Raw genomic sequence first — 19764 nt, forward strand, 5'->3', positions numbered from 1 at the left:
GGCCGGTTATTTTTTTATTTAGGATAGCGGAATTTTGCTTAAAAGGGTAGGGGGTGCGGTTAAGTGGGGAGGTTATTTTTGATGTATTGTTTGATGATTGGTGGGAGAATGTATTGTTGCCGGTGGTTGTCTGTGGTTTTTTGGAGTAAGCAACGCCGGTTTAATGATTGGATGACTTTTAAAAATTCGGGTGGGGTGAGTTGTAATGATAGCGGTTTTTTTGAAATATCGATGGGGTGGTTTTGATTGGCTAACCAGGAGAGTAGTTGTTTTTCTGATTGGGTGAGACGTTGAAAGTGTTGGTTTAATAGGGGTTCTATGTCGCCTAAAAATAGGTCTTCATAGGATAGGAATTCGGAAATATTGCTGTTAAATAGTTCTTGAATAGTTGCGGTTATGATGTTTAACCAGAGGGGGTTTCCTTGATAAAGATCGCTTAATTTTGAGTATTTTTGTGGTTGAGATAGGTTTTTTTCTTGGAGGATTTCTTGTGCGTTATCTAAACCGTTGAGTTCTAGGGTATGGATGGGCCGGTTTTCTGTTTCGAGGAGGGTGATTTCTCTGGGTTTTTCCCAAGTGATTAAAATTAGGCAACTGTTGTGGGATGTTTGGGCAATTTTTTTGATGAATGTTCCATAATTTTCGTAATTTGGCTGATAGTGGCCGGCGAGTTGTTGGGGTGTGAATATGTTTTGTAGGTCATCGAATATGAGTAAGCAGCGATAGGTTCGGAGATAGTCTATTAAGGTGGGGAGTTTTGTTTGTTGTTCGTGGGATAGGAATTCTATTATGTTTGTTTCTAATGTTTGCAGGGTTGGTGGGTTTTCAAGGCTTTTCCAGATGATATAGTCAAATTGATTTTGTATTTGTTGGATGAGTTGGAGGGTGAGGGCAGTTTTGCCAATTCCTGAGAGTCCTAATAGGGTGATGAGGGGTGTTCTTTCTTCGATTATCCACTGTTTTAGGGTGGTTAGTTCTTGGGTACGATTGTAGAATTTTGTGGGGGTTGGGGTGCCGGTTAGGTCTATTTTAGAGGTTGTTTGAGTGTTTGAGGAGCCGGTGGGCGATCTTTCAGGAGTCGGACAGATATTGAGATTATTAACTGTAAGGATTTCTTTAACTGTAACTGTGTCGCCGACAAATGAAATATTATTTGGAGAAATATTATTTGTATTTTTGGAAATTCTAACGCTTTCTAATACCGCTCTAAAACTTGTTTTACTACTATTTTCTCCTAATCCTTCGGAAAGTATTTTCCAGAGATCAGACCCCACATTTCTAACATGACTTTCACTCGTATGGAGTTGTTCGGCCACTTGGGAGTAGGTTTGAGATTGTAAAGCTGCGTTAAGAATAGCCTTTTGTAAATAGTCGAGGTGTGTTGCCGTTTTAGCAAAAACTAATTCATCAGCGAGTTTTAAGGCTTCCTCAATGTCCATAGATAGACCAAAGGGTGAAGTTTACCTCATCTACTATAGCTGATATTTCGTACATTTCGTACATTTGATATTTTTGCCGTTAGACAAATCAGACAAAATATCGTACATTTCAGACTTTACTTGAATTGGATTTGGGGACATTATTGTAAATAAAGCCATCCTATTTCTTTTGTGAAATATAGCCTCGCTACATGGAGAGGTTGTCTTTCCGAAAATACAGGCGGTACGGCGTAAAAAAGACAAATAAAATGGGATAGCGGTCTATCTTGTAATCCTAGGGGTAGCAATGGAAACTAAAACCTACCTATCAATTGAGAATTTTCCTACCGGAAAAATTGTCCAGTAAAATAAGACAAAAAGTTCTTTGTCTCTCTCGATCTAAATAATTCGGCCTAACAAAATTGACTATGTTATATGAGAAAGAGAAACAGGTAGCTATCAAAGCTGTACTAGAAGCAACAAAACTTTGTAAAAATATAGGTGACCAATCTGTTAAAAAATCGTTTAATAAATACGATCATAGTCCAGTCACACTAGCTGATTGGGGGGTGCAGGCTGTATGTTGCTCAGAATTGAAAAAAGCTTTTCCTAAAGATCCAGTTGTAGGCGAAGAAGATGCTACTAAATTGCGCGAACCGAATATGGCTAATTATTTAGCGCAGGTAACAAACTATGTAAAAGCGTTTATACCTGATGCTACACAAGAAGATGTACTCGCTTGGATTGATAAAGGAACAAGTGGAATCGGTTCTCGTTATTGGACGTTAGACCCTATTGATGGAACAAAAGGATTTTTGCGAGGCGATCAATATGCCATAGCTCTAGCTCTAATAGAAAAAGGGCAAGTGAAGGTTGGTGTTTTAGCTTGTCCAGCACTAGCCATTAATACAGCACAGTCTACACAAGGACAGGGCATTCTATTTGTAGCTGTGCGCGGTCAAGGTTCTACAGTCACTAGCCTTAATGGTGAGGAACTATACTCCATTCATATAAATCTATCTAATAATTTAATAAATTCACGTTATGTAGAGAGTGTTGAGGCAAAGCATAGCAACCACTTTTTACAGGCGGCAGTAGCGAGAGAGCTAGGAATTTCAAGTCCATCCTTACGAATCGATAGCCAAGTTAAATATGGTATGGTAGCGAGTGGATTAGCAGCTTTCTTTATACGCATTCCTACTTCCGAATTTTTAGATTATAAAGAAAACATTTGGGATCATGCCGCTGGTTCAATTATTGTTGAAGAAGCTGGGGGCTGTGTTACTGATATTTATGGACAACCTTTAAATTTTTCTGTGGGTAAAAAGCTCGCTTCAAATAAAGGTATTATTGCTAGCAATCCTACTATTCACAATAAAATAGTTTATAGTTTGCAACAAATCCAATCAATAAATTCTTCTACTTAAACTTTTAGAATTTTATTAGAATAATGAAAATTCAGAATCATACAAAATTTACCTTTGAATATTTTATTGTTTCTGGTTCCCAGACCCCGGGAGCCTATACTGCTAAAACAAAGCATATAGATGAAAGCCTGCTATCCGATACAGCTATTGTATTTACTGATGTAATACGCACCGCGACAACTCTTGTCGCGGCAGGAGCGGCAGGCTGTAAAGCAATTGAGTTAAAAGTCAAACCGAAAACGGAAGAGTACAACCTAACTCCTTCTGTCTTGCCAGATTTAAAATGGTTTTATGGAGGAGAAGAAAATGGTAATGCTATTTTTGGAGGTAATATTCGGAATTCACCATTATCCATTTATCCTTCCCAGCTAGAAGGTAACTGTTTACAATTTTTTTCTACCAATGGTGCTAGAGCTTTAGCAGCTATTACTCACAGTTCACCGCGCGCTGTATATATGATGTGTGAACCAAATGTTGAGGTAACTATGAAGGAATTAATCTCTAAATCTTATCAGCGTATTTCATTTGTTGGAGGTGGTCTCTATGATAGTGCGTGCGTAGAAGATAATTATTGTTGTGGCAGAGCAATTCAATATTTACTTGATAGTGGTTATTTTTATATAGAGCAAATTAATGATGAAGCTAGAATTATGCTCAATTTTGCTAAACCATATCTTAATAATTTAGACCTCTTAATTCAAACTATCTCTAACTCTTATTTAGGCAAACTGTTAGGTTATATAGACCGAAGCGAAGATATTGCCGCTTCTATTCGGGGAGACGGAGTGCAAGTAGAAGTTTGGAATAGAATGCAAAACACTATAATGCAACTCCAATGGTTCGGGAATGTTCCTCTATTCATTCCCCGTGTATTGTAACAGTATCAAGGTATCAAGAAGTTATCTTTTAAAGCAAACTTTGTAGAACAATGAATAAAAAGCAGCTAGTGATAACTGTTCCGTATGACGGGGTGACAACCGTCCTCAAAGCTTGGTAAAGAAAGACTTCCAGCATTTAGGATAAAGAGAGATTTCTACGTTAGCGATGTCTTATAAATCTAATCATTTGATAAATAGTGGCGCTTAGTGAGCCATAGTTGATTCAAGGGACGACAAGCGCCCCAGAAGGAAGATAAATCAAAAGCTCTTAGACAGGACTTACGCAAACTATAAGAAGAAACACCACCTGTAGGGGCAATCCCCCTTTGATTGCCCCCATATCTGGAGTCTCTGCGTAAGTCCTGTGCTATTGTAACAACCGGCCACCCCAAACAAAACTAAAAAACCCCCATACCGCCATTCGCCACCGGTTAAAACCGGCGTCTACAAGAAAAAAACCCCCTCCGGGGGTTAGAAAAGTTAACTATTTAGTCCGTAGGACTTCTTTCGTTTAGACGCCGGTTTTAACCGGCGACTTTCGTGTAGACGCTCTTCAACCGGCAACTAATGCCTATACAAAGAACGAGCCAACTCCAAAACTTCCTCTTGACGCGACTCTGACAACCGATTCACAATCAATAAAACTCGCTTTGAAATAGGTTTTTACCTTCCCAAAAACCTATAATACAAATAATCTCAAAAACCCATCCAGCAAAACAATGTTAAACAGCGTAGAAGGAATTTATAGAAACGGCAAAATAGAACTCCTCGAAACCCCCGCCGGCATTGAAGAAGCCAGAGTCATCGTCACTTTTCTGTCAACAAAAAAAATAGAATTAACCACACGCGGAATAGACGAAAAACAAGCCGCCGATCTACGCCACCGGCTGCAAACCATAGCCGAAGATTGGGAACATCCAGACATGGAGATTTATGACAACCTTTAATCGTGGCGATATCGTCTTAGTTTTATTTCCTAATTCTGACCTCCGTACAGCCAAACGCCGGCCTGCCTTAGTGGTGCAACGGGATCATCTTAACACCGGCATCCCACAAATAATAGTAGCAATGATTACCAGTAATCTCACACGGGCCGGCCACCCCAGCCGCATATTAATAACCCTAGCAACACCAGAAAGCCAGCAAACCGGCTTACTTACAGACTCAGTAATTATGATTGACAATCTTGTTACCCTACTAGAAAATGAAATAGACCGAAAAATAGGCATATTTTTAAATATGTCTACCGTCGATTCAGCACTCAGACATACGCTAGGATTATAACTTGGCCTCAACCCACATATACATCAAAATTCGGGGGTTTGTGATGTTTTTGAGACCGGCATTCGTCACCGGTTAAAGAGCGTCTACAAGAATAAGACCCCCAAGGGGTTAACCATTTAATTCTCTAGTCACCGGTTAAAACCGGCGACATTTAATCTTTTACCTTCACCCCTAAACCAAATCCTAAAGCATCCAAAAACTCAATCAAAGTATAGATTTCCTCTCCCCCACTCTCCGACAACAATTGATCAAGTTTCTCATAAAGCAATTTAGCTTTATCCGATAAATTATTCATCTGCAAATAAGCATCCACCACATCTTTCAAACCGGTCCTCAACAACTCAACTTCTCGACCTTCCTCTTCCAATTCCAACATCACCTCAAGGTAACTAGCTGCACTTTCCGAACTTTTGAGAGAAGAAATTAAATAATCGTGATAGCTTCTACTGGTTGGGACTTTGAGTTCTTTCATAATCTACCCAATATTTTTTAGCTTGTTTAATATCTTGATTTTGACTACTTTTATCACCGCCACAAAGCAGTAAGACAATTGTTAAGCCTACTTGTCCAAAATAGACACGATAACCAGGGCCATAGTCAACCTTTAATTCATATACTCCCTCACCTACCGAACGGTAATCTCCCAAATTTCCTAACTCAACTCGTCTCAGTCGCTTCTTAATTTTAGCGACCGCTTTGGTATCTCTCAGCGAGTCTAGCCATTCTTCAAACGGGCTACTACCATCTCCTCTTAAATAGTTTTGTATATTTTTTGGTTGAACTTCCATAACTTTAGCATACCGGCTCAGATCATTAAGAATAGCATTCGCCACCGATTAAAACCGGCGTCTACAAGAAAAAAACCCCCTCCGGGGGTTATACAAGTTAACTATTTAGTCCGTAGGACTTCTTTCGTGTAGGCGCCGGTTTCAACCGGCGACTTCTTTCATGTACACACCGGCTTCAACCAGCACCATTAATCTTCATAATCAAGTCATAATCGCACCACCCAACAACCGGCGCTGACGAAACTGCAACTCAGCCTTCATTTTCGGCCAAGTCTCCAAAGTAGCATCCTTCCCCATCACCTTCTCCGCAGCATCCCTCGCCACAACCAAAACATCCTGATCATCAACCAAACTAGCCAAAGCAAAATCAGGCAAACCGGCCTGTTTCGTTCCCAAAACCTGACCCGGACCCCTTAAACGCATATCCATTTCCGAAATAAAAAAACCATCCTGAGACTGCGCCATAACATTCAACCGATAACGCGCATCAGCAGACGCCTTCGGATGAGTCATCAACAAACAAAAAGACTGCTCAGCACCCCTACCAACCCTACCCCTTAATTGATGCAACTGAGACAACCCAAACCTCTCCGCATTTTCTATTAACATAACCGTAGCATTCGGCACATCAACCCCCACCTCAATCACCGTCGTAGAAACCAAAATTTGTGTTTCTTGATTGCGGAACCTCGTAATAGCCTCCTCCTTTTGCGCCGAATTCAAACGACCGTGCATCAACCCCACACAACAATCAGGAAAAATCAAATCCTGCAACCTTTCATACTCCTCAATCGCCGATTTTAAATCCAACTTTTCCGACTCCTCCACCAAGGGCAAAACCACATAAATTTGCCGGCCCTTCGCAATTTCCCGCCTCATCAAATCATAAGCTTGCTGCCTTTCTTCACCACCCAAAACCGTCGTTTGAATTGCCTGTCTCCCCGGCGGTAACTCATCAATTTGACTAACATCCAAATCCCCGTGCATAGTCAAAGCCAAAGTACGCGGAATAGGAGTCGCAGTCATCGTCAAAACATGAGGCACACCCTCCACACCCTTTTGCTGCAACTTCGCCCTTTGTTCCACCCCAAAACGGTGTTGTTCATCAATAATAACCAACCCCAACTTATTAAAACTTACCGTCTCTTGAATCAACGCATGAGTACCCACCAAAACCGGCAACTCACCCGTTTCTAACTCAGCATGAATTTGCCGGCGTTTTTTAACCTTCGTCGAACCAGTCAACAACTCCACCGGCAAATGAAGCAAATTAAACCACCCCACCAACTTCTTATAATGCTGCTCCGCCAAAACCTCCGTCGGAGCCATCAAAGCCGCCTGATAACCCCCTTGAATCGCCGCCAACATAGCAACAACAGCCACCACAGTTTTACCCGCCCCCACATCCCCTTGCACCAGCCGGTTCATCGGTTCCGGCTTTTCCAAATCACTCAAAATTTCCGCAATCACCCTTTCTTGAGCACCCGTCATTTTAAACGGCAAAACCTTATAAAAATTCTCAATTAATTCTCCCTTTGCCGACAAAACAGCCCCATTTTGTGATTGTTTTAAAAGATTCCGCCGATATAACATCCCCAACTGCAAATAAAAAAATTCATCAAACACAAGCCGGCGTCTTGCATCCGCCAAACTTTCTCGACTAGGCGGAAAATGAATATTAGTCAAAGCCTCTTGAATACCAATCAAATCATAACGCTGACGTAGCGTAGGAGGCAGCGGATCTTTCACCAAATTTGTCGCCGGCAAAGAAGCCAAAACCACCTTCCTAATCAAATCAGCCCCCACCCCTTCCGTCAGCGGATAAACCGGCAACAACCGCCCTATTTTCATCGATTCAATCGACCCCTCCGCATGATCTAAAACCTCCAATTCCGGGTTATCCAAAGTCAACCCATATTTATTTTCTTTTACCACCCCAGAAGCCGCCACCATCGAACCGGCACAATACATACGTTTTTGCTGTTGTTGCCAAGCCGGTGTACTAAACCGCCCCGTAAAAAACTTATTAATTTTTAAATTTCCTGTCTTATCAGTCAAAACAATCTCTAAAATCGTCAACTTCTTATTCTTAGGACTACTAAAACAATTACAGCGTTTAATAGTCGCCACAATTGTCACAGTTTCCCCAGGTTCCAAATCACAAATATTAACTTGCCGAGCATAATCCACATGATCACGCGGATAATAAATCAGCGCATCCCCCACCACATATAAACCCAACTTAGAAGCCAATAAATCCCGCTTTTTTTGCCCAATTCCCGGCAGCTTACTAATATCTTGATCCGGCGTCACAGCCGGAGTAAAACCACTAGCCGGTTGCAGCGGGGCAGTTTTTGGTTCTGCCAAATAATTCCCAGGATTTTCTGTTACCTTTTCTGGCTTTTCTATCTGAGGATTTTTTTTCTCCCCCGCCTCTAAATCCTGCTTTTCCTGCTCAGACTCATAACGCGAATAAATGCGCTGCATTTCCAACAAAAATAACCGCGCATCATTCACCAATTTAACCCGCTCTTCCAGAGTCAAATACTCATAACAGGCAAAATCCATAGCAAACTCACCCCACTGGGTAAAATTACTACGAGAAAGCTCTTTCGGCGTTTTAAAAAGCTCGTCCAACATAAAGTCACCAAACCGCAATTTCTTACCTTGCAAATTAATAAAACCCTTTTCAGCCTCAATAGCCAGAGCCTTTTGCACTCTTACCCAATCCGGTTGACAATCACTCATAATTTTTTATCTTAAATCTGTATTCATCTGCGTAGCGCTATCGCGCCGCTCCGCGTACATCCGCGTTTATCTGCGGTTAAAAAACTAATCCTCAAACCAACAAGCCCGCCAAGCAGACTCAGCCTGAGCCACCGCCAACTCCCGCTGCTTCTTTTGAAACTCCCGCCCCAACTGACTAAGCCGGCGTTCCAAAGCCCGAATTTGATTGCGTAAACCCATCGCCCCAGCATCAGCAAACTCAACCTCCGACAACCGCAAATGAATAGCCATCAATTGCGAACGCATCGAACCGGCAGACTCATCCGAAGCATCCCCAGCCTCAACCAGTAAGTTTAACAAATTCGGCGGCCCCGCCACAGCCCCCTCAGCATCCGCCTTCGCCGCCGCCTCCAGCAATTGCTCAGGCATCTTTTTCGGTAAAATATCACTTTGCTGCAAAAGCCGATTCCCCTTCCGCGAAGTCGATTGCAGCACCTTACCAATAGCCCGTTCACTTTTTAGCTGCCACTTAAGCAACAACCCAGGCTCATTAATAGGCATTTCCTGTGCTGGTGCTGGTGCGGGTGCCGTTGTCGATGCCGGTGGTGGTAAAATCGGCCCCACAGGAGCCTCTTGCGAAATAGATTCAAGATTTGGCCGTATAAAATCAGGCTGCGTTTGTTCGCTCGATATATTAGAACTCAAACTATAGGGGTTAAAAATAGACTCAGCCTGCTCAGCAGTTAATTCCACCGGCAACCCCACCACCGGCAAAGAAACTTCAGACGCCGACTCAGAAAAAGCCGGTGAATCAAGCACAGCCATTAGCTGATCCTCAGCATTTTTACCAAGCAGACGTAAATCCTTTTGAAACTGCTGGCGTTGACTATAAGACAACTTCAAAAAAGACTCAGGATAAACACGAGTACACAAATGATAGCCCGCCAAAACCAACTGCTGACGAACCGCCGCACCCAAAACCTTTAAATAACTCAAGTAAACCGTTTTAAATTCTTCTGCGAGCGTTGTCACCGCCTGCTGGAGTTCTGCAAGTTCCCGCTCGATTCGATCAACGCTTTTAGCCATAATTTCTAATAAAAACTTCCTACGTTTCAGTAGAGTGAATGAGCCCCACCCCACACAAACCCCTTAACCCACTTAGTGAAATATTCCCCCCTTATAAAGGGGGGCTAGAGGCGATTTGGAAATTAACAACCACCCGCTGTATAGCTCGTGCTTTTTTCAGGCCACCCGTCTTAACAGATAGCCTGCAAAAAAAACCTATTGAGCACCCATTTGAGCAGCAACTTCCTCAGCGAAGTTCTTCTCTTCTTTCTCGATACCTTCACCCAAAACAAAACGAGTAAAGCGGCGCACTTGGATATTTTCACCCAATTGAGCAATCGTTTGTTTAACCAACTCTTCCACCGTAATATTCGGGTCTTTGATATAAGCTTGATCCATCAAACAAAGCTCTTTCAGGCGTTTTTCAATTCGCCCTAAGACAATTTTCTCGCGGATATTTTCCGGCTTAGAAGCCAAATCATCCCGCCCCATTTCAATTTCCTTTTCCTTCTGGGCAAACTCCGCCGGCACATCACTTACCTTAACGTATTCCACATTAGGGCAAGCCGCAATTTGCATAGCAATATTACGAACCAAACTTTGGAAAGCCTCACCGCGTGCCACAAAATCTGTTTCGCAGTTCACCTCAACCAAAACCCCAATGCGTCCGCCGGTGTGAATATAGCTATCCACCAAACCCTCAGCCGCAACGCGACCTGATTTCTTATCGGCACCGGCAATACCTTTTTGCCGTAACCACTCAATTGCCTTATCAATATCACCATTGGTTTCTTGGAGAGCTTTCTTGCAATCCATCATCCCAACACTGGTTTTGTCGCGTAATTCTTTAACGAGCTTTGCTGATATTTCTGCCATCTTGCTTACCCTACATCAATTAATCAACCTGTGGAATTTTTTATTGGTCAATAGTCAATCGTCAATACATAAATGACTCTTGACAATTGACTGTTTGACCAATTACCTATTCCTCACTTTCTTCGTCATCTTCTACGAAGATTTCGCTGTCGTCGCCTTCCTCATAATCGAAGTCCTCGTCACCGACATCCTCGTAATCGTAGTCTTCCTCAGCCACGACATCGAGTTGACCGTGCCGACCTTCATAGATGGCATCAGCGAGTTTGCCTAATATTAGTTTAATCGAGCGAATCGCATCATCATTTGCTGGGATAGGAACATCCACCACATCAGGATCGCAGTTCGTATCCAGCAGAGACACAATCGGAATACCCAGCTTTTGGCACTCTTGAACAGCATTATACTCGCGGCGCTGATCCACAATCACCACGATATCAGGGACTTTCCGCATCGCCTTAATACCACCCAAGTATTTTTGCAACTTGGCCATTTCGCGGCGAAGCATCGCACCTTCTTTTTTCGGGCGCAAGTCCAGAGCGCCGGTTTCTTCCATCCGCTCTAACTCTTTAAGACGATCCACCCGGCTTTTAATTGTCGTCCAGTTAGTCAGCATACCGCCTAACCAGCGCTGATTCACAAAATAAGCACCACAGCGCACCGCTTCGCCTGCAATAATGCCAGCAGCTTGACGCTTCGTGCCCACAAACAAAAACCGCTTTCCTTGTTCAGAAGATGTCCGCATAAAATCATAAGCATCTTCCATCAATTGAGCAGTTTGCACCAAATCAATGATGTGAACGCCGTTCCGCTCAGTAAAAATATAGCGGGACATTTTCGGGTTCCACCGGCGCGTTTGATGGCCAAAGTGAACCCCAGACTCCAAAAGTTGAGCCAATGAAACAACTGGCATAAATTTTTTACTCCTGTTCGGGTTAATCCTCCATCCGAGCGGATTTCCCTGCGGGGAAACACCCGTTCGCGTAGCGTAAGCCCAATGCTTATAGCCTCGGATGTGTGAGATTAGACAACTTTACTAGCCTAACATAAACCGTCGCCGCAATCACCATTTATTAATTTCCATAAATCCCCATAAATCCCCCTCCATCCGCGTAGCGAACAAAGAGAACGCTGGCGCTACCGTTTCGCGTCAGCCTATTACACCACAGCATTCCCCTAACATCTGCTCTTAAAAAATCCGACCAAAAATTTAAAACTTACCCTTTGCCTCAGCATAGGCTGCATAAACTCCTTGAACGTTATACCAATTGAGGAAAATCCGGGCAATTTCCAGAGCTAATTGTGGTTTACCCTTTTTGATCATCCAGGCCAAAAACGGCCCCATAGACCGCTCATTTAACATTCCACCCAAAGATAAAATCCCCCACAAAAGCCGGTGTAACCAAGTCATTTGAATCATCATCCTCACTTCCCAAGTCCGGTGTTTTTCATAAAACAAAACCCCCATTCTGCCCCGCTGAATTTCCTGGTCAATCATCCGAGGAATTTGTTCTAAACTAAAAGCAGGATGCCAGTGATAACCAACAGCTTCCGGGCATTTTATCAGCTTTAAACCTAAACTTTTCAACCTAACTCCCAACTCCAAATCTTCCCAGCCATAAAGTTGAAAGCGAGTATCAAACAAACCGGCCTCCTCCAACCAGTGCCGAGAAATAGCCACATTGCCGGTAGCAAAATAAGCCGCCGAAAAATCCGTTACCTTAAAAGGCTCACTCGTGGGATTTTCAAAATTAGCAGTATTAATCACTCGGCCATAAGTAAAAAGCCGGTTAGTGCCTAAACTTTTTTCAGATTGTAGCAAAGTAGTGGCGTGAGATTGCAAGAAACTTGGCGTTACCACCAAATCACTATCAATAAAAATAATCGTATCGCCTTTGGCATTTTTTATCCCCAAATTCCGCGCCGCCGCCGGCCCTTGGTGGTCTTGCAAAAAAGTCCGAACATGGGGAAAATCAGCCGAATTATCCTTTAACCATGCCAGAGTATTATCTGTGGAGCCATCATCAACAACAACCACCTCATAACCGGCAATCAAACCCGAAGAATACTCCTGATTTTCCAACGCATTGAGGCACTTTTCTAAAATCGGTTTGCGATTGTAAGTAGGAATAACAACACTAATAAACACAGTTTTGGTAATTGATAATTGGTAATTGGTCATTGGTCAGTTGTCATTGGTCATTTGTTTTTTCCGTTGACAAAAGACAAATGACTATGGACAAATGACTTGCTTTAATCTTCCAGTAATTGTACGCGATTGCGACCGGCTTGTTTTGCCTGATAAAGCGCCTTATCAGCATAGCGGTATAAAGCTTGAAGATCCGTCCCATCGGTTGGATACTCAACAACACCGGCACTAAAAGTCACCTCAAAAGTCGCCTCCGAAGGATTACCAAAAATTTCTTGACGGAAAACTTGGAGAAACTCAGACAAACGTTTTACCCCATCAAACTTGCTCATACCATACATTCCAACCACAAACTCCTCACCACCCCAACGAGCCACCACATCCTCACTGCGGAACGAACGCAATAATAACTCACCGAGCCGGTGTAACACCGCATCCCCAGCCGTATGACCGTAACAGTCGTTAACTTGCTTAAAATAATCAAGATCCAGAACTGCAAAACAAAGCGGCTGAGTATAACGATCAGCCAGACGCAAAAGCTGACCTAAATCTTGAATAGACTTGCGACGGTTTGCCAGGCCGGTGAGCGTGTCAGTTTCCGCCATACTCCGCAACAAATGCGTCCGCTCCAAACGGTTAAGAATGCGCGTCACCAACTCTGGCCCAACCACCGGCTTAGTAACATAATCATCTCCCCCACAAGCAAACACCTGATGAACAGTATTTTCATCAGTGTGAGCCGTCAGAAACAAAATCGGCATTCCCGCCCAGCGAGGATCATTGCGTACCACTTGGCAAAGTTCAATCCCGCTAACTTGTGGCATTTCAACATCCAAAACCAATAACTCAGGCGAACAAGCCTCCAAAGTATCCCAAAATTGAGTCGGGTCATCTAAAGTTGTCAGTTTAAAACCCCAAGGTTTTAACAGAGTTTGTAAAGCAGCCAAAACATGAACATCATCATCAACAATCATCACCTTAGATTGATGAGTTTGATAACGCTTCAACACATCCGCCACCGCATCCATCACCGCCGCTGCTGTCACCGGCTTTTGTAAAAAAGCCTTACCTCCCCGCCGCGCCACATCCAGCCGGTCGGCAAACCCGTCTCGACTTGTGAGAACCAACACCGGCAAAGGCTGCGCCCGATTGGTGAGTTCGCTTAAAAACTCCAACCCAGCAACAGCCGTATCCGCATTCGACAGATCAAGCAAAACCGCATCAGGTTGGAGAGCTTGCAGACAACCTCGCGCCGCCGTCCAGTCGTCAACACCCTGGACACGCATTCCTTGAGAGTTCGCCAGTTGTGTCAATTCCTCTTCAAGTTCGGGATCTGTTTTAATAACCAGCAGCAAAGGTTGATGTTGAAAGAAAGACGTAGTTTTAGGATTCAATTTTTGGAGAGGAGGAATAGGTGAGCGCAACTCTTGAGCCGGCGCTGGCTTAGGACTCTTGGTACCACCTTCAACTTCAGAGCGCAGAGCGATCACCAAGTCTCTCAAAACCGGCTCTTGTTCACTTTTGAGCCCAGAACAAGCCAACAAATTTTCTAGTTTACGAGCGATCCGAGAACCTTCTGCAAAACCATAGGTTCCCAACGAGCCCGCCAGTTTGTGCGCTTCTCGTTCCGCATCAAGTTGCAACTCTAAAGTCAGTACACCTTCTTTTAAAGCCGCGATAGCGTTTTCGACGATACTAACTCGCTGTTTAATCGGCTCTTTAAATTGCTCCCACAATAAAGCTACCGCAGCTTTCATTTTTTCCGACAGTGGGAGGGAAGCGTTACCCACCTCGCACAATGTTGGCAAAGATGTTTGCGTAGCCTCTTGTAGCGAAGGTTCGATCTTTTGCCGGGTTTGATCAGGCTGCGCTAGTGGCAAAGAATTCTCCAAACTAAGAGCCTCTTGGCGTCTCTGTTGAGGCTCGGAAACTTCTGTTTCCTGTGGTGTCTGGGTTGAGTCGCTCTCCAGAGTATTGTAAGGTTTGAGACGATAGCCTAAACCATAAACCGTTTCGATCACATCCGCCGGAGCGCCGGCAGCTTTTAACTTCATTCGCAAGCCTTTAATATGGGCTCTGACGGTTTCTTCTGCGGGAGATTCTTCAAAAGACCACAACTGCTCTAAAATCGCATTGCGGCTAAATACCCGGTTATTGTTCCGCAAAAACAACTCCAGCAGGCCATATTCTTTAGGAGTCAAGTGCAGAGGTTGACCGGCATAGCTAACAGTGCAGGTGTTGGGATCAAGACGCAACAAACCCCACCCCAAAACGGGGGGTAAAGCTGTACCCTTTCTTCGCAAAAGCGCCCGAATTCTCGCTGCTAGTTCTTCGGGGTCAAAAGGTTTTACCACATAGTCATCTGCACCGGCATCAAACCCCATGACTTTATCATTTTTGCTGTCTTTGGCAGTCAACAATAAAATCGGCATACTTAGTCGGTTTGAGCGCAGGCGACGGCAAAGAGTGATTCCGTCTAGTTTCGGCAGCATTACATCTAAAACAATTAAGTCATAATTAAAACTTTCGGCTAGATCCCAAGCTTTTAAGCCATCACTGGCTACATCTACCGTGTGGTGGTGTTCAGTTAGAACGGTCTGTAGCATAGAAGCTAGGAGATCGTCATCCTCTACGAGTAAGATTTTCATTTACCCTTTGCCTAAAATAAAGTGAAGCATTAAGGTTTGCTTCTTTTGTGTCCTGGTCAAAGCAGCTTTTAAATACTTATAAGCCAATCTTAACTCCCCTGAGTGGCTCTAGCATCGTAGGCTACACCTCTTATAGCTCCCAAATTCTTAAGGACAGTTGCCGGCTGAATTTTGTAGTTTTGTTACAAAGAGGAGCGTCAATTCTTCTCCTTGTTCAACTGCTTTGTCGGTAACATTTTTTTGTTTTTCTCACTTGTGTCTGCCTACAAGACAGACCCCTTTTTTTAAGATTATTTGCTTTTTTGCTTCATAACTTCTTTAAGAAGTCCTCAGCAATTTTACCTAAGAAATGGGAGAGTTAAACCGCAATCTTGATTATCGCTGATTTTGGCAATCAACTTAATTTTTACACGCATTGCTTAAAATAACAGCCGCTCAGATCGCTTTTAAATGGGCCAAAAAGTCAAATTGTCGGGCTACATTGCTGTGGCTGAATTTGTTAATACTCTGTTGTCAAAACTCAGCATAAAAAACCAATTTACCCTCAATTAATGGCCAAGCAAGGCATCTGCATCAGCAGAGAAATCTCGAAAATTTAACCAATGTAAAGCTGGTCTGTTTGGGTTTGCCTCTAAAGGGGAGATCATCGTTGTAGTATCGTTTCCGGTTATTCTGGCTTATTAATCCCTAAAATTAGTAGTAGGGGCTGGTATGGCTTGCGCCACAAGCCACGCTATCATCCACATCGCTTGCCACTACCTTTGATCATTGATAAACCGGCCCCTACGAGGGAACGAAAACGTTTAATTTAAAAATGAAGCAACGCACATTTTTTTCTGTATTAGCAGCCGTTGTGCTTGTGCTGCTATTGTCGGCAGCCAGAGGCTTTGCAGGGGTGTTCGCTAACAGTCCGCTTTCACTATTGGCAGGAGGATCAACGGCTAACCCAGCCGCTGCTATATTTGTACCAGCCACAGCACCGGCAATGGTGTCTTTGCTTGTTAATCCTAAACAACTAGAGACTCTCGGACAACTGGCAACTCCCCCCAAACAGCGCCGCGACATTCGCCGTTATTTCGAGGATCTCGAAAACAATTTAGTCCGGGCCGGTTCTTCTACAGCTATGCCGCCAGCTTTCTTTGATAAATTGGCCTTTAGAAGTGCCGGATTAAATTACCGTCAAGATATTGAGAGTTGGTTAGGAGACGAAATTACTTTTGCTGTCACCGGCCTTGATATTGACCGCGATACCAGCAATGGCAACCTCCCCGGATATTTACTCGCCATAGCCACCCGTTCCCCAGAACGCAGCCGACAATTTTTAGATGTGTTTTGGCAGGAAAAAGCAACCGCAGGTGCAAAAATTATTTCCGAACCCTATCAAGGGGCTACTTTAATTTATGATGCTGCGGGCACTTCTTGGGCAAGTGCGGTGGTAGGCCAGCAGTTTGTCTTATTTGCCAACAGTCCCAAAGTTTTAAGGGATGCGATCAATAATGTTCAGGTATCCGGTTTAAGCCTCAACACCTCAAAAACTTACCGTCAGTCCCTAGAAACCCTTACCCAACCGCGCACGCTTCTAGCCTTTGTAAATTTAGCCCAGCTTACGGCATTAAAAAGTGTGGATATCCCTGTTTTAAATTCGGTCGCCAGAAGACAGGAGGGGAGTTTTTCCAGCAATGAAACACTAACGCTTGCTTTGGGCTTTAACCGCAGCGGGATTAAGGCGGAAAGTGCGTTATTGTTGCCTCAAGCCAATTTAGATAGCGCTGTGCCAAGTTTAACTGGGCCGGTGGGAGCATTGACTTATATTCCTGCCAATGTTGGCGTATTGAGTGCGGGGACGAACCTGGCCGGCCTGTGGAATACGTTGGCGGGTTCGGAAGATACAGCACTGTTTAAATTGATCACAGAGACAATTTCTAGTGGAGGATCTCGCTGGGGAATTGATATAGGGCAAGATATTTTTAACTCCACAAAAGGAGAATATGCTATCGGCCTTTTGCCGAACAGTGGCAACAGTTCCGCTGATTGGATTTTTGTCGCTCAAAAATCCCCAGAAAACGCCGAATTTATTGAACGCTTAGATAATATTGCCACCACTCAGGGGTTTAGTGTCGGGCCGGTGAGGCTGGGAAATCAAGAAATTTCCGCTTGGACAAAACTGAGTGCTTCTCAAGCAGAAGGAAAAGCGCAGCCGGTGGAATTACAAGCGCAAGTGCGGGGGGCCCATACAGGGGTAGGAGAGTATGAAATTTTCGCTTCTTCGCTGGAAGTCATCGAGAAAGCTTTAAAAGCCAAGGACGGCGAAAATGCTCTGGCTAATAATAGTTTTCGGGCCGGTATCGCTGCTTTGCCTGTTCCCAATTCTGGCTATGTTTATTTGGACTGGGGAACAACTCAAACCGTTTTAGAGCGTCAGTTTCCGATTTTTAAGTTAGTTGAAGTGGCCGCTGCGCCGGTGTTCCAGCATTTGCGTTCCCTGACTCTCACCAGCACAGGCGGCGAGGCCGGTGTTCGTCGTGCTGATGTGTTTGTCTTGGTGGGTTCTTAAGGGCTGGGGACTCTTGAGTGATGACTGGGAGAGGAGAGTTTTTTAAGAGAACTCACCTATCCTTCATCAAGGTTTTTTGAGTCCCTAATCATTAATCAGCAGTTTCTATTCCTTTGGGGCTGGCTTGGGTTTGTGGTCTTTAAAATAAGTTTTAAAGATTTCGTGAGCAATGGGAGCCGCAGCAACCCCGCCATAACCGCCGTTTTCGACAACCACCCCTATGGCAATTTCGGGCTTATTGGCCGGCCCATAGGCGATATAGTTGGCGTTATCTTCTTGGCCAAAAACTTCAGCGGTGCCGGTTTTGCCAGCAGTCAGAGGAATAGAACCATCATTAAGTTGCTTGCCGGTGCCGCGTTCTACCACCGCCACTAAACCCCTTTGCATCACTTCAATGGTTTCTTTTTTAATGCCGGTGGGTTCAGGTTTTGTAGCCGGTGTATTAGTTTGAGATGCCAGCAGGTGCGGTTTAACCCGATATCCACCATTGGCAATTGTTGCTACCATCACGGCCATTTCTAAAGGTGTCGTTAAAACCAAACCCTGACCAATGGACATACTCACGGTGTCCCCGGCATACCATTCTTCACCATAAAGCGCTTGTTTATCGGCAGGAGTGGGCAGAGACCCCGGTTGACCGCCTTCCAAACCCAGCAAATCGAGATTCGTGCTTTCACCAATCCCCATTTTATGGCCCCATTTAGAAATTTCCTCTGGGCCGGTTTCCATCCCCATTTGATAGAAAAAAGTGTTGGAACTATAGGCTAGAGCGTCTTCAAAGCCAATTACACCATAGCCGCCGCTATGTTCATTAAATGTGATCCCACCCACTGTAATTGAAGCGGCTGTGGCGATCATTGAGTCGGGGGTATATTTACCAGACTCGATACCCGCAACCGCAGTAACGACTTTAAAGGTACTTCCCGGCGGGTAGCCTTGCAGCGCTCGATTCAGAAAAGGCTTATCTTTGTCTTGGAGTGCGTTCCATTCTTTGGTGCTAACCTGACGAGTAAACAAATTCGGGTCAAAGGAAGGGCCACTCGCCATTGCCAAGATAGCGCCGGTTCGGACATCCAGCACCACCACTGCACCGCGTCGTCCGTTGAGGGCTTTTTCAGCAGTTTTTTGTAACTCTATGTCGATGGTGAGCTTTACCCATTGGCCTGCTGTGGGAGGACGCACGCCAATTTCTCGCAATTCTTGTCCCATTGCATCTACTTCAATGAGCCGACTTCCCCAAATGCCTTGAAGAAGCTGGTTTGCTTGGCTTTCAATTCCCATTTTGCCGACTATCATCCCCATCGGGTAGTCTGAGTTAGCCAGCAACTCTTCTTGGGTGGCTTCGCCAATATATCCCAAAAGATGAGATCCCATTTCACCATTGGGGTAGTATCTGCTAGATTCGGGGCGGATCTCGACTCCCCGAAATTCTTGTGCACGTTCGCCTAAAATTACAAATGCTGTAGAGCTAACACCATCGCTAATTCGCACCGGCATTGCTGATTTATAGCCGGTTTTTTCTAATTTCTGCACAATTGTTTTGGCTGGAATGTTCAGCAAAGAGCTTAGTTTTTGTGCTGTTTCCATCCATTGTGCCGGCGTTTGTTCTTTTGGCCACAAATAAATAGAACGCGAGAGTCGGTTGGCTGCCAAAAGTTTGCCATTGCGGTCTAAGATATTGCCTCTTTCTGAGCGCATTGGCAATAGGCGAATTCGGTTTTGATCGGCACGCTCACGGTGATATTCACCTTTGATAATTTGTAAATTTACTAAGCGTACTGTATAGCTCACCAGCATTGAGGAAATTACCAGCATCAGCACAATTGATTGATTTCTTTGGCTGCGCCGACGTTCGGCTTCTCGGAGTTGGCTGGAGCCAAAACCTTTCTTAGTTGAGTCAAAAAAAAGTCCACTAGCCATTTTTACTTTTATCCCGCACATCGAGGCTCATTT

Annotated in this window: 15 protein-coding genes; 5 read left to right on the top strand and 10 right to left on the bottom strand. The window is 44.2% G+C overall.

What is annotated here, in order from left to right; translation table 11 throughout:
• Positions 1-59: 59 nt before the first annotated feature.
• Entirely contained in the window at positions 60-1439 is a 1380-nt protein-coding gene (locus tag NG798_RS02625) for an NB-ARC domain-containing protein (protein ID WP_261220235.1), read from the bottom strand.
• Between the two features lie 407 nt (positions 1440-1846).
• On the opposite strand from NG798_RS02625, the gene NG798_RS02630 reads away from it, so the two are divergent.
• The 4 genes from NG798_RS02630 to NG798_RS02645 all read left to right on the top strand — a co-directional run bounded on the left by NG798_RS02630 (position 1847) and on the right by NG798_RS02645 (position 5007).
• On the top strand, positions 1847-2845 hold the full coding sequence (locus NG798_RS02630) for a 3'(2'),5'-bisphosphate nucleotidase (protein WP_261220236.1): 999 nt from the start codon (positions 1847-1849) through the stop codon (positions 2843-2845).
• A gap of 23 nt (positions 2846-2868) precedes the next feature.
• Positions 2869-3723, top strand: a complete 855-nt coding sequence (locus NG798_RS02635) for a 2-phosphosulfolactate phosphatase (protein ID WP_261220237.1) — start codon at positions 2869-2871, stop codon at positions 3721-3723.
• A 719-nt stretch (positions 3724-4442) separates the two neighbouring features.
• Entirely contained in the window at positions 4443-4670 is a 228-nt protein-coding gene (locus NG798_RS02640; RefSeq protein ID WP_261220238.1) for a hypothetical protein, read from the top strand.
• A complete protein-coding gene (locus NG798_RS02645; protein WP_261220239.1) occupies positions 4657-5007 on the top strand; it encodes a type II toxin-antitoxin system PemK/MazF family toxin in 351 nt (116 codons plus the stop codon). The genes NG798_RS02640 and NG798_RS02645 overlap by 14 nt, the downstream gene beginning before the upstream one ends.
• Positions 5008-5158: 151 nt before the next feature.
• Here NG798_RS02645 and NG798_RS02650 read toward each other — a convergent pair whose 3' ends face one another.
• The 8 genes from NG798_RS02650 to NG798_RS02685 form a co-directional block, all read right to left on the bottom strand.
• Positions 5159-5479 carry a transcriptional regulator gene (locus NG798_RS02650; RefSeq protein WP_261220240.1) on the bottom strand — a complete coding sequence of 107 codons (321 nt, stop codon included), beginning with the start codon at positions 5477-5479 and terminating at the stop codon, positions 5159-5161.
• Positions 5451-5795, bottom strand: coding sequence for a type II toxin-antitoxin system RelE/ParE family toxin (locus NG798_RS02655; RefSeq protein ID WP_261220539.1), 345 nt, complete (start codon positions 5793-5795; stop codon positions 5451-5453). The genes NG798_RS02650 and NG798_RS02655 overlap by 29 nt, the downstream gene beginning before the upstream one ends.
• Before the next feature lie 201 nt (positions 5796-5996).
• Positions 5997-8543, bottom strand: coding sequence for an ATP-dependent DNA helicase RecG (gene recG / locus NG798_RS02660; protein WP_261220241.1), 2547 nt, complete (start codon positions 8541-8543; stop codon positions 5997-5999).
• An 84-nt stretch (positions 8544-8627) separates the two neighbouring features.
• Positions 8628-9608, bottom strand: a complete 981-nt coding sequence (locus NG798_RS02665; protein ID WP_261220242.1) for a hypothetical protein — start codon at positions 9606-9608, stop codon at positions 8628-8630.
• Positions 9609-9803: 195 nt separating this feature from the next.
• The gene (tsf, locus tag NG798_RS02670) at positions 9804-10463 is read right to left on the bottom strand and encodes a translation elongation factor Ts (RefSeq protein ID WP_261220243.1); all 660 of its coding nucleotides are present in this window, start codon (positions 10461-10463) and stop codon (positions 9804-9806) included.
• Positions 10464-10569: 106 nt separating this feature from the next.
• Complete coding sequence (gene rpsB, locus NG798_RS02675) at positions 10570-11373, bottom strand: 30S ribosomal protein S2 (RefSeq protein WP_261220244.1); 804 nt, start codon at positions 11371-11373, stop codon at positions 10570-10572.
• Between the two features lie 297 nt (positions 11374-11670).
• The gene (locus NG798_RS02680) at positions 11671-12609 is read right to left on the bottom strand and encodes a glycosyltransferase family 2 protein (protein ID WP_317619555.1); all 939 of its coding nucleotides are present in this window, start codon (positions 12607-12609) and stop codon (positions 11671-11673) included.
• A gap of 104 nt (positions 12610-12713) precedes the next feature.
• Entirely contained in the window at positions 12714-15257 is a 2544-nt protein-coding gene (locus NG798_RS02685) for a response regulator (RefSeq protein WP_261220246.1), read from the bottom strand.
• Positions 15258-16071: 814 nt separating this feature from the next.
• Here NG798_RS02685 and NG798_RS02690 point away from each other — a divergent pair.
• Positions 16072-17811 carry a DUF3352 domain-containing protein gene (locus NG798_RS02690; RefSeq protein WP_261220247.1) on the top strand — a complete coding sequence of 580 codons (1740 nt, stop codon included), beginning with the start codon at positions 16072-16074 and terminating at the stop codon, positions 17809-17811.
• 105 nt (positions 17812-17916) lie between these two features.
• Here the strand turns inward: NG798_RS02690 and mrdA are convergent, their stop codons facing one another.
• On the bottom strand, positions 17917-19731 hold the full coding sequence (gene mrdA, locus NG798_RS02695; RefSeq protein WP_261220248.1) for a penicillin-binding protein 2: 1815 nt from the start codon (positions 19729-19731) through the stop codon (positions 17917-17919).
• Positions 19732-19764 lie beyond the last annotated feature (33 nt).

The sequence above is a fragment of the Ancylothrix sp. D3o genome (assembly GCF_025370775.1).
In the GTDB taxonomy this organism is placed as follows: domain Bacteria; phylum Cyanobacteriota; class Cyanobacteriia; order Cyanobacteriales; family Oscillatoriaceae; genus Ancylothrix.

Excerpts from the sequence above, each read along its gene's own strand:
- NG798_RS02625 (WP_261220235.1), bottom strand. The coding sequence starts at position 1,439 with ATGGACATTGAGGAAGCCTTAAAACTCGCTGATGAATTAGTTTTTGCT.
- NG798_RS02630 (WP_261220236.1), top strand. The coding sequence starts at position 1,847 with ATGTTATATGAGAAAGAGAAACAGGTAGCTATCAAAGCTGTACTAGAA.
- NG798_RS02635 (WP_261220237.1), top strand. The coding sequence starts at position 2,869 with ATGAAAATTCAGAATCATACAAAATTTACCTTTGAATATTTTATTGTT.
- NG798_RS02640 (WP_261220238.1), top strand. The coding sequence starts at position 4,443 with ATGTTAAACAGCGTAGAAGGAATTTATAGAAACGGCAAAATAGAACTC.
- NG798_RS02645 (WP_261220239.1), top strand. The coding sequence starts at position 4,657 with ATGACAACCTTTAATCGTGGCGATATCGTCTTAGTTTTATTTCCTAAT.
- NG798_RS02650 (WP_261220240.1), bottom strand. The coding sequence starts at position 5,479 with ATGAAAGAACTCAAAGTCCCAACCAGTAGAAGCTATCACGATTATTTA.
- NG798_RS02655 (WP_261220539.1), bottom strand. The coding sequence starts at position 5,795 with ATGGAAGTTCAACCAAAAAATATACAAAACTATTTAAGAGGAGATGGT.
- recG (WP_261220241.1), bottom strand. The coding sequence starts at position 8,543 with ATGAGTGATTGTCAACCGGATTGGGTAAGAGTGCAAAAGGCTCTGGCT.
- NG798_RS02665 (WP_261220242.1), bottom strand. The coding sequence starts at position 9,608 with ATGGCTAAAAGCGTTGATCGAATCGAGCGGGAACTTGCAGAACTCCAG.
- tsf (WP_261220243.1), bottom strand. The coding sequence starts at position 10,463 with ATGGCAGAAATATCAGCAAAGCTCGTTAAAGAATTACGCGACAAAACC.
- rpsB (WP_261220244.1), bottom strand. The coding sequence starts at position 11,373 with ATGCCAGTTGTTTCATTGGCTCAACTTTTGGAGTCTGGGGTTCACTTT.
- NG798_RS02685 (WP_261220246.1), bottom strand. The coding sequence starts at position 15,257 with ATGAAAATCTTACTCGTAGAGGATGACGATCTCCTAGCTTCTATGCTA.
- NG798_RS02690 (WP_261220247.1), top strand. The coding sequence starts at position 16,072 with ATGAAGCAACGCACATTTTTTTCTGTATTAGCAGCCGTTGTGCTTGTG.
- mrdA (WP_261220248.1), bottom strand. The coding sequence starts at position 19,731 with ATGGCTAGTGGACTTTTTTTTGACTCAACTAAGAAAGGTTTTGGCTCC.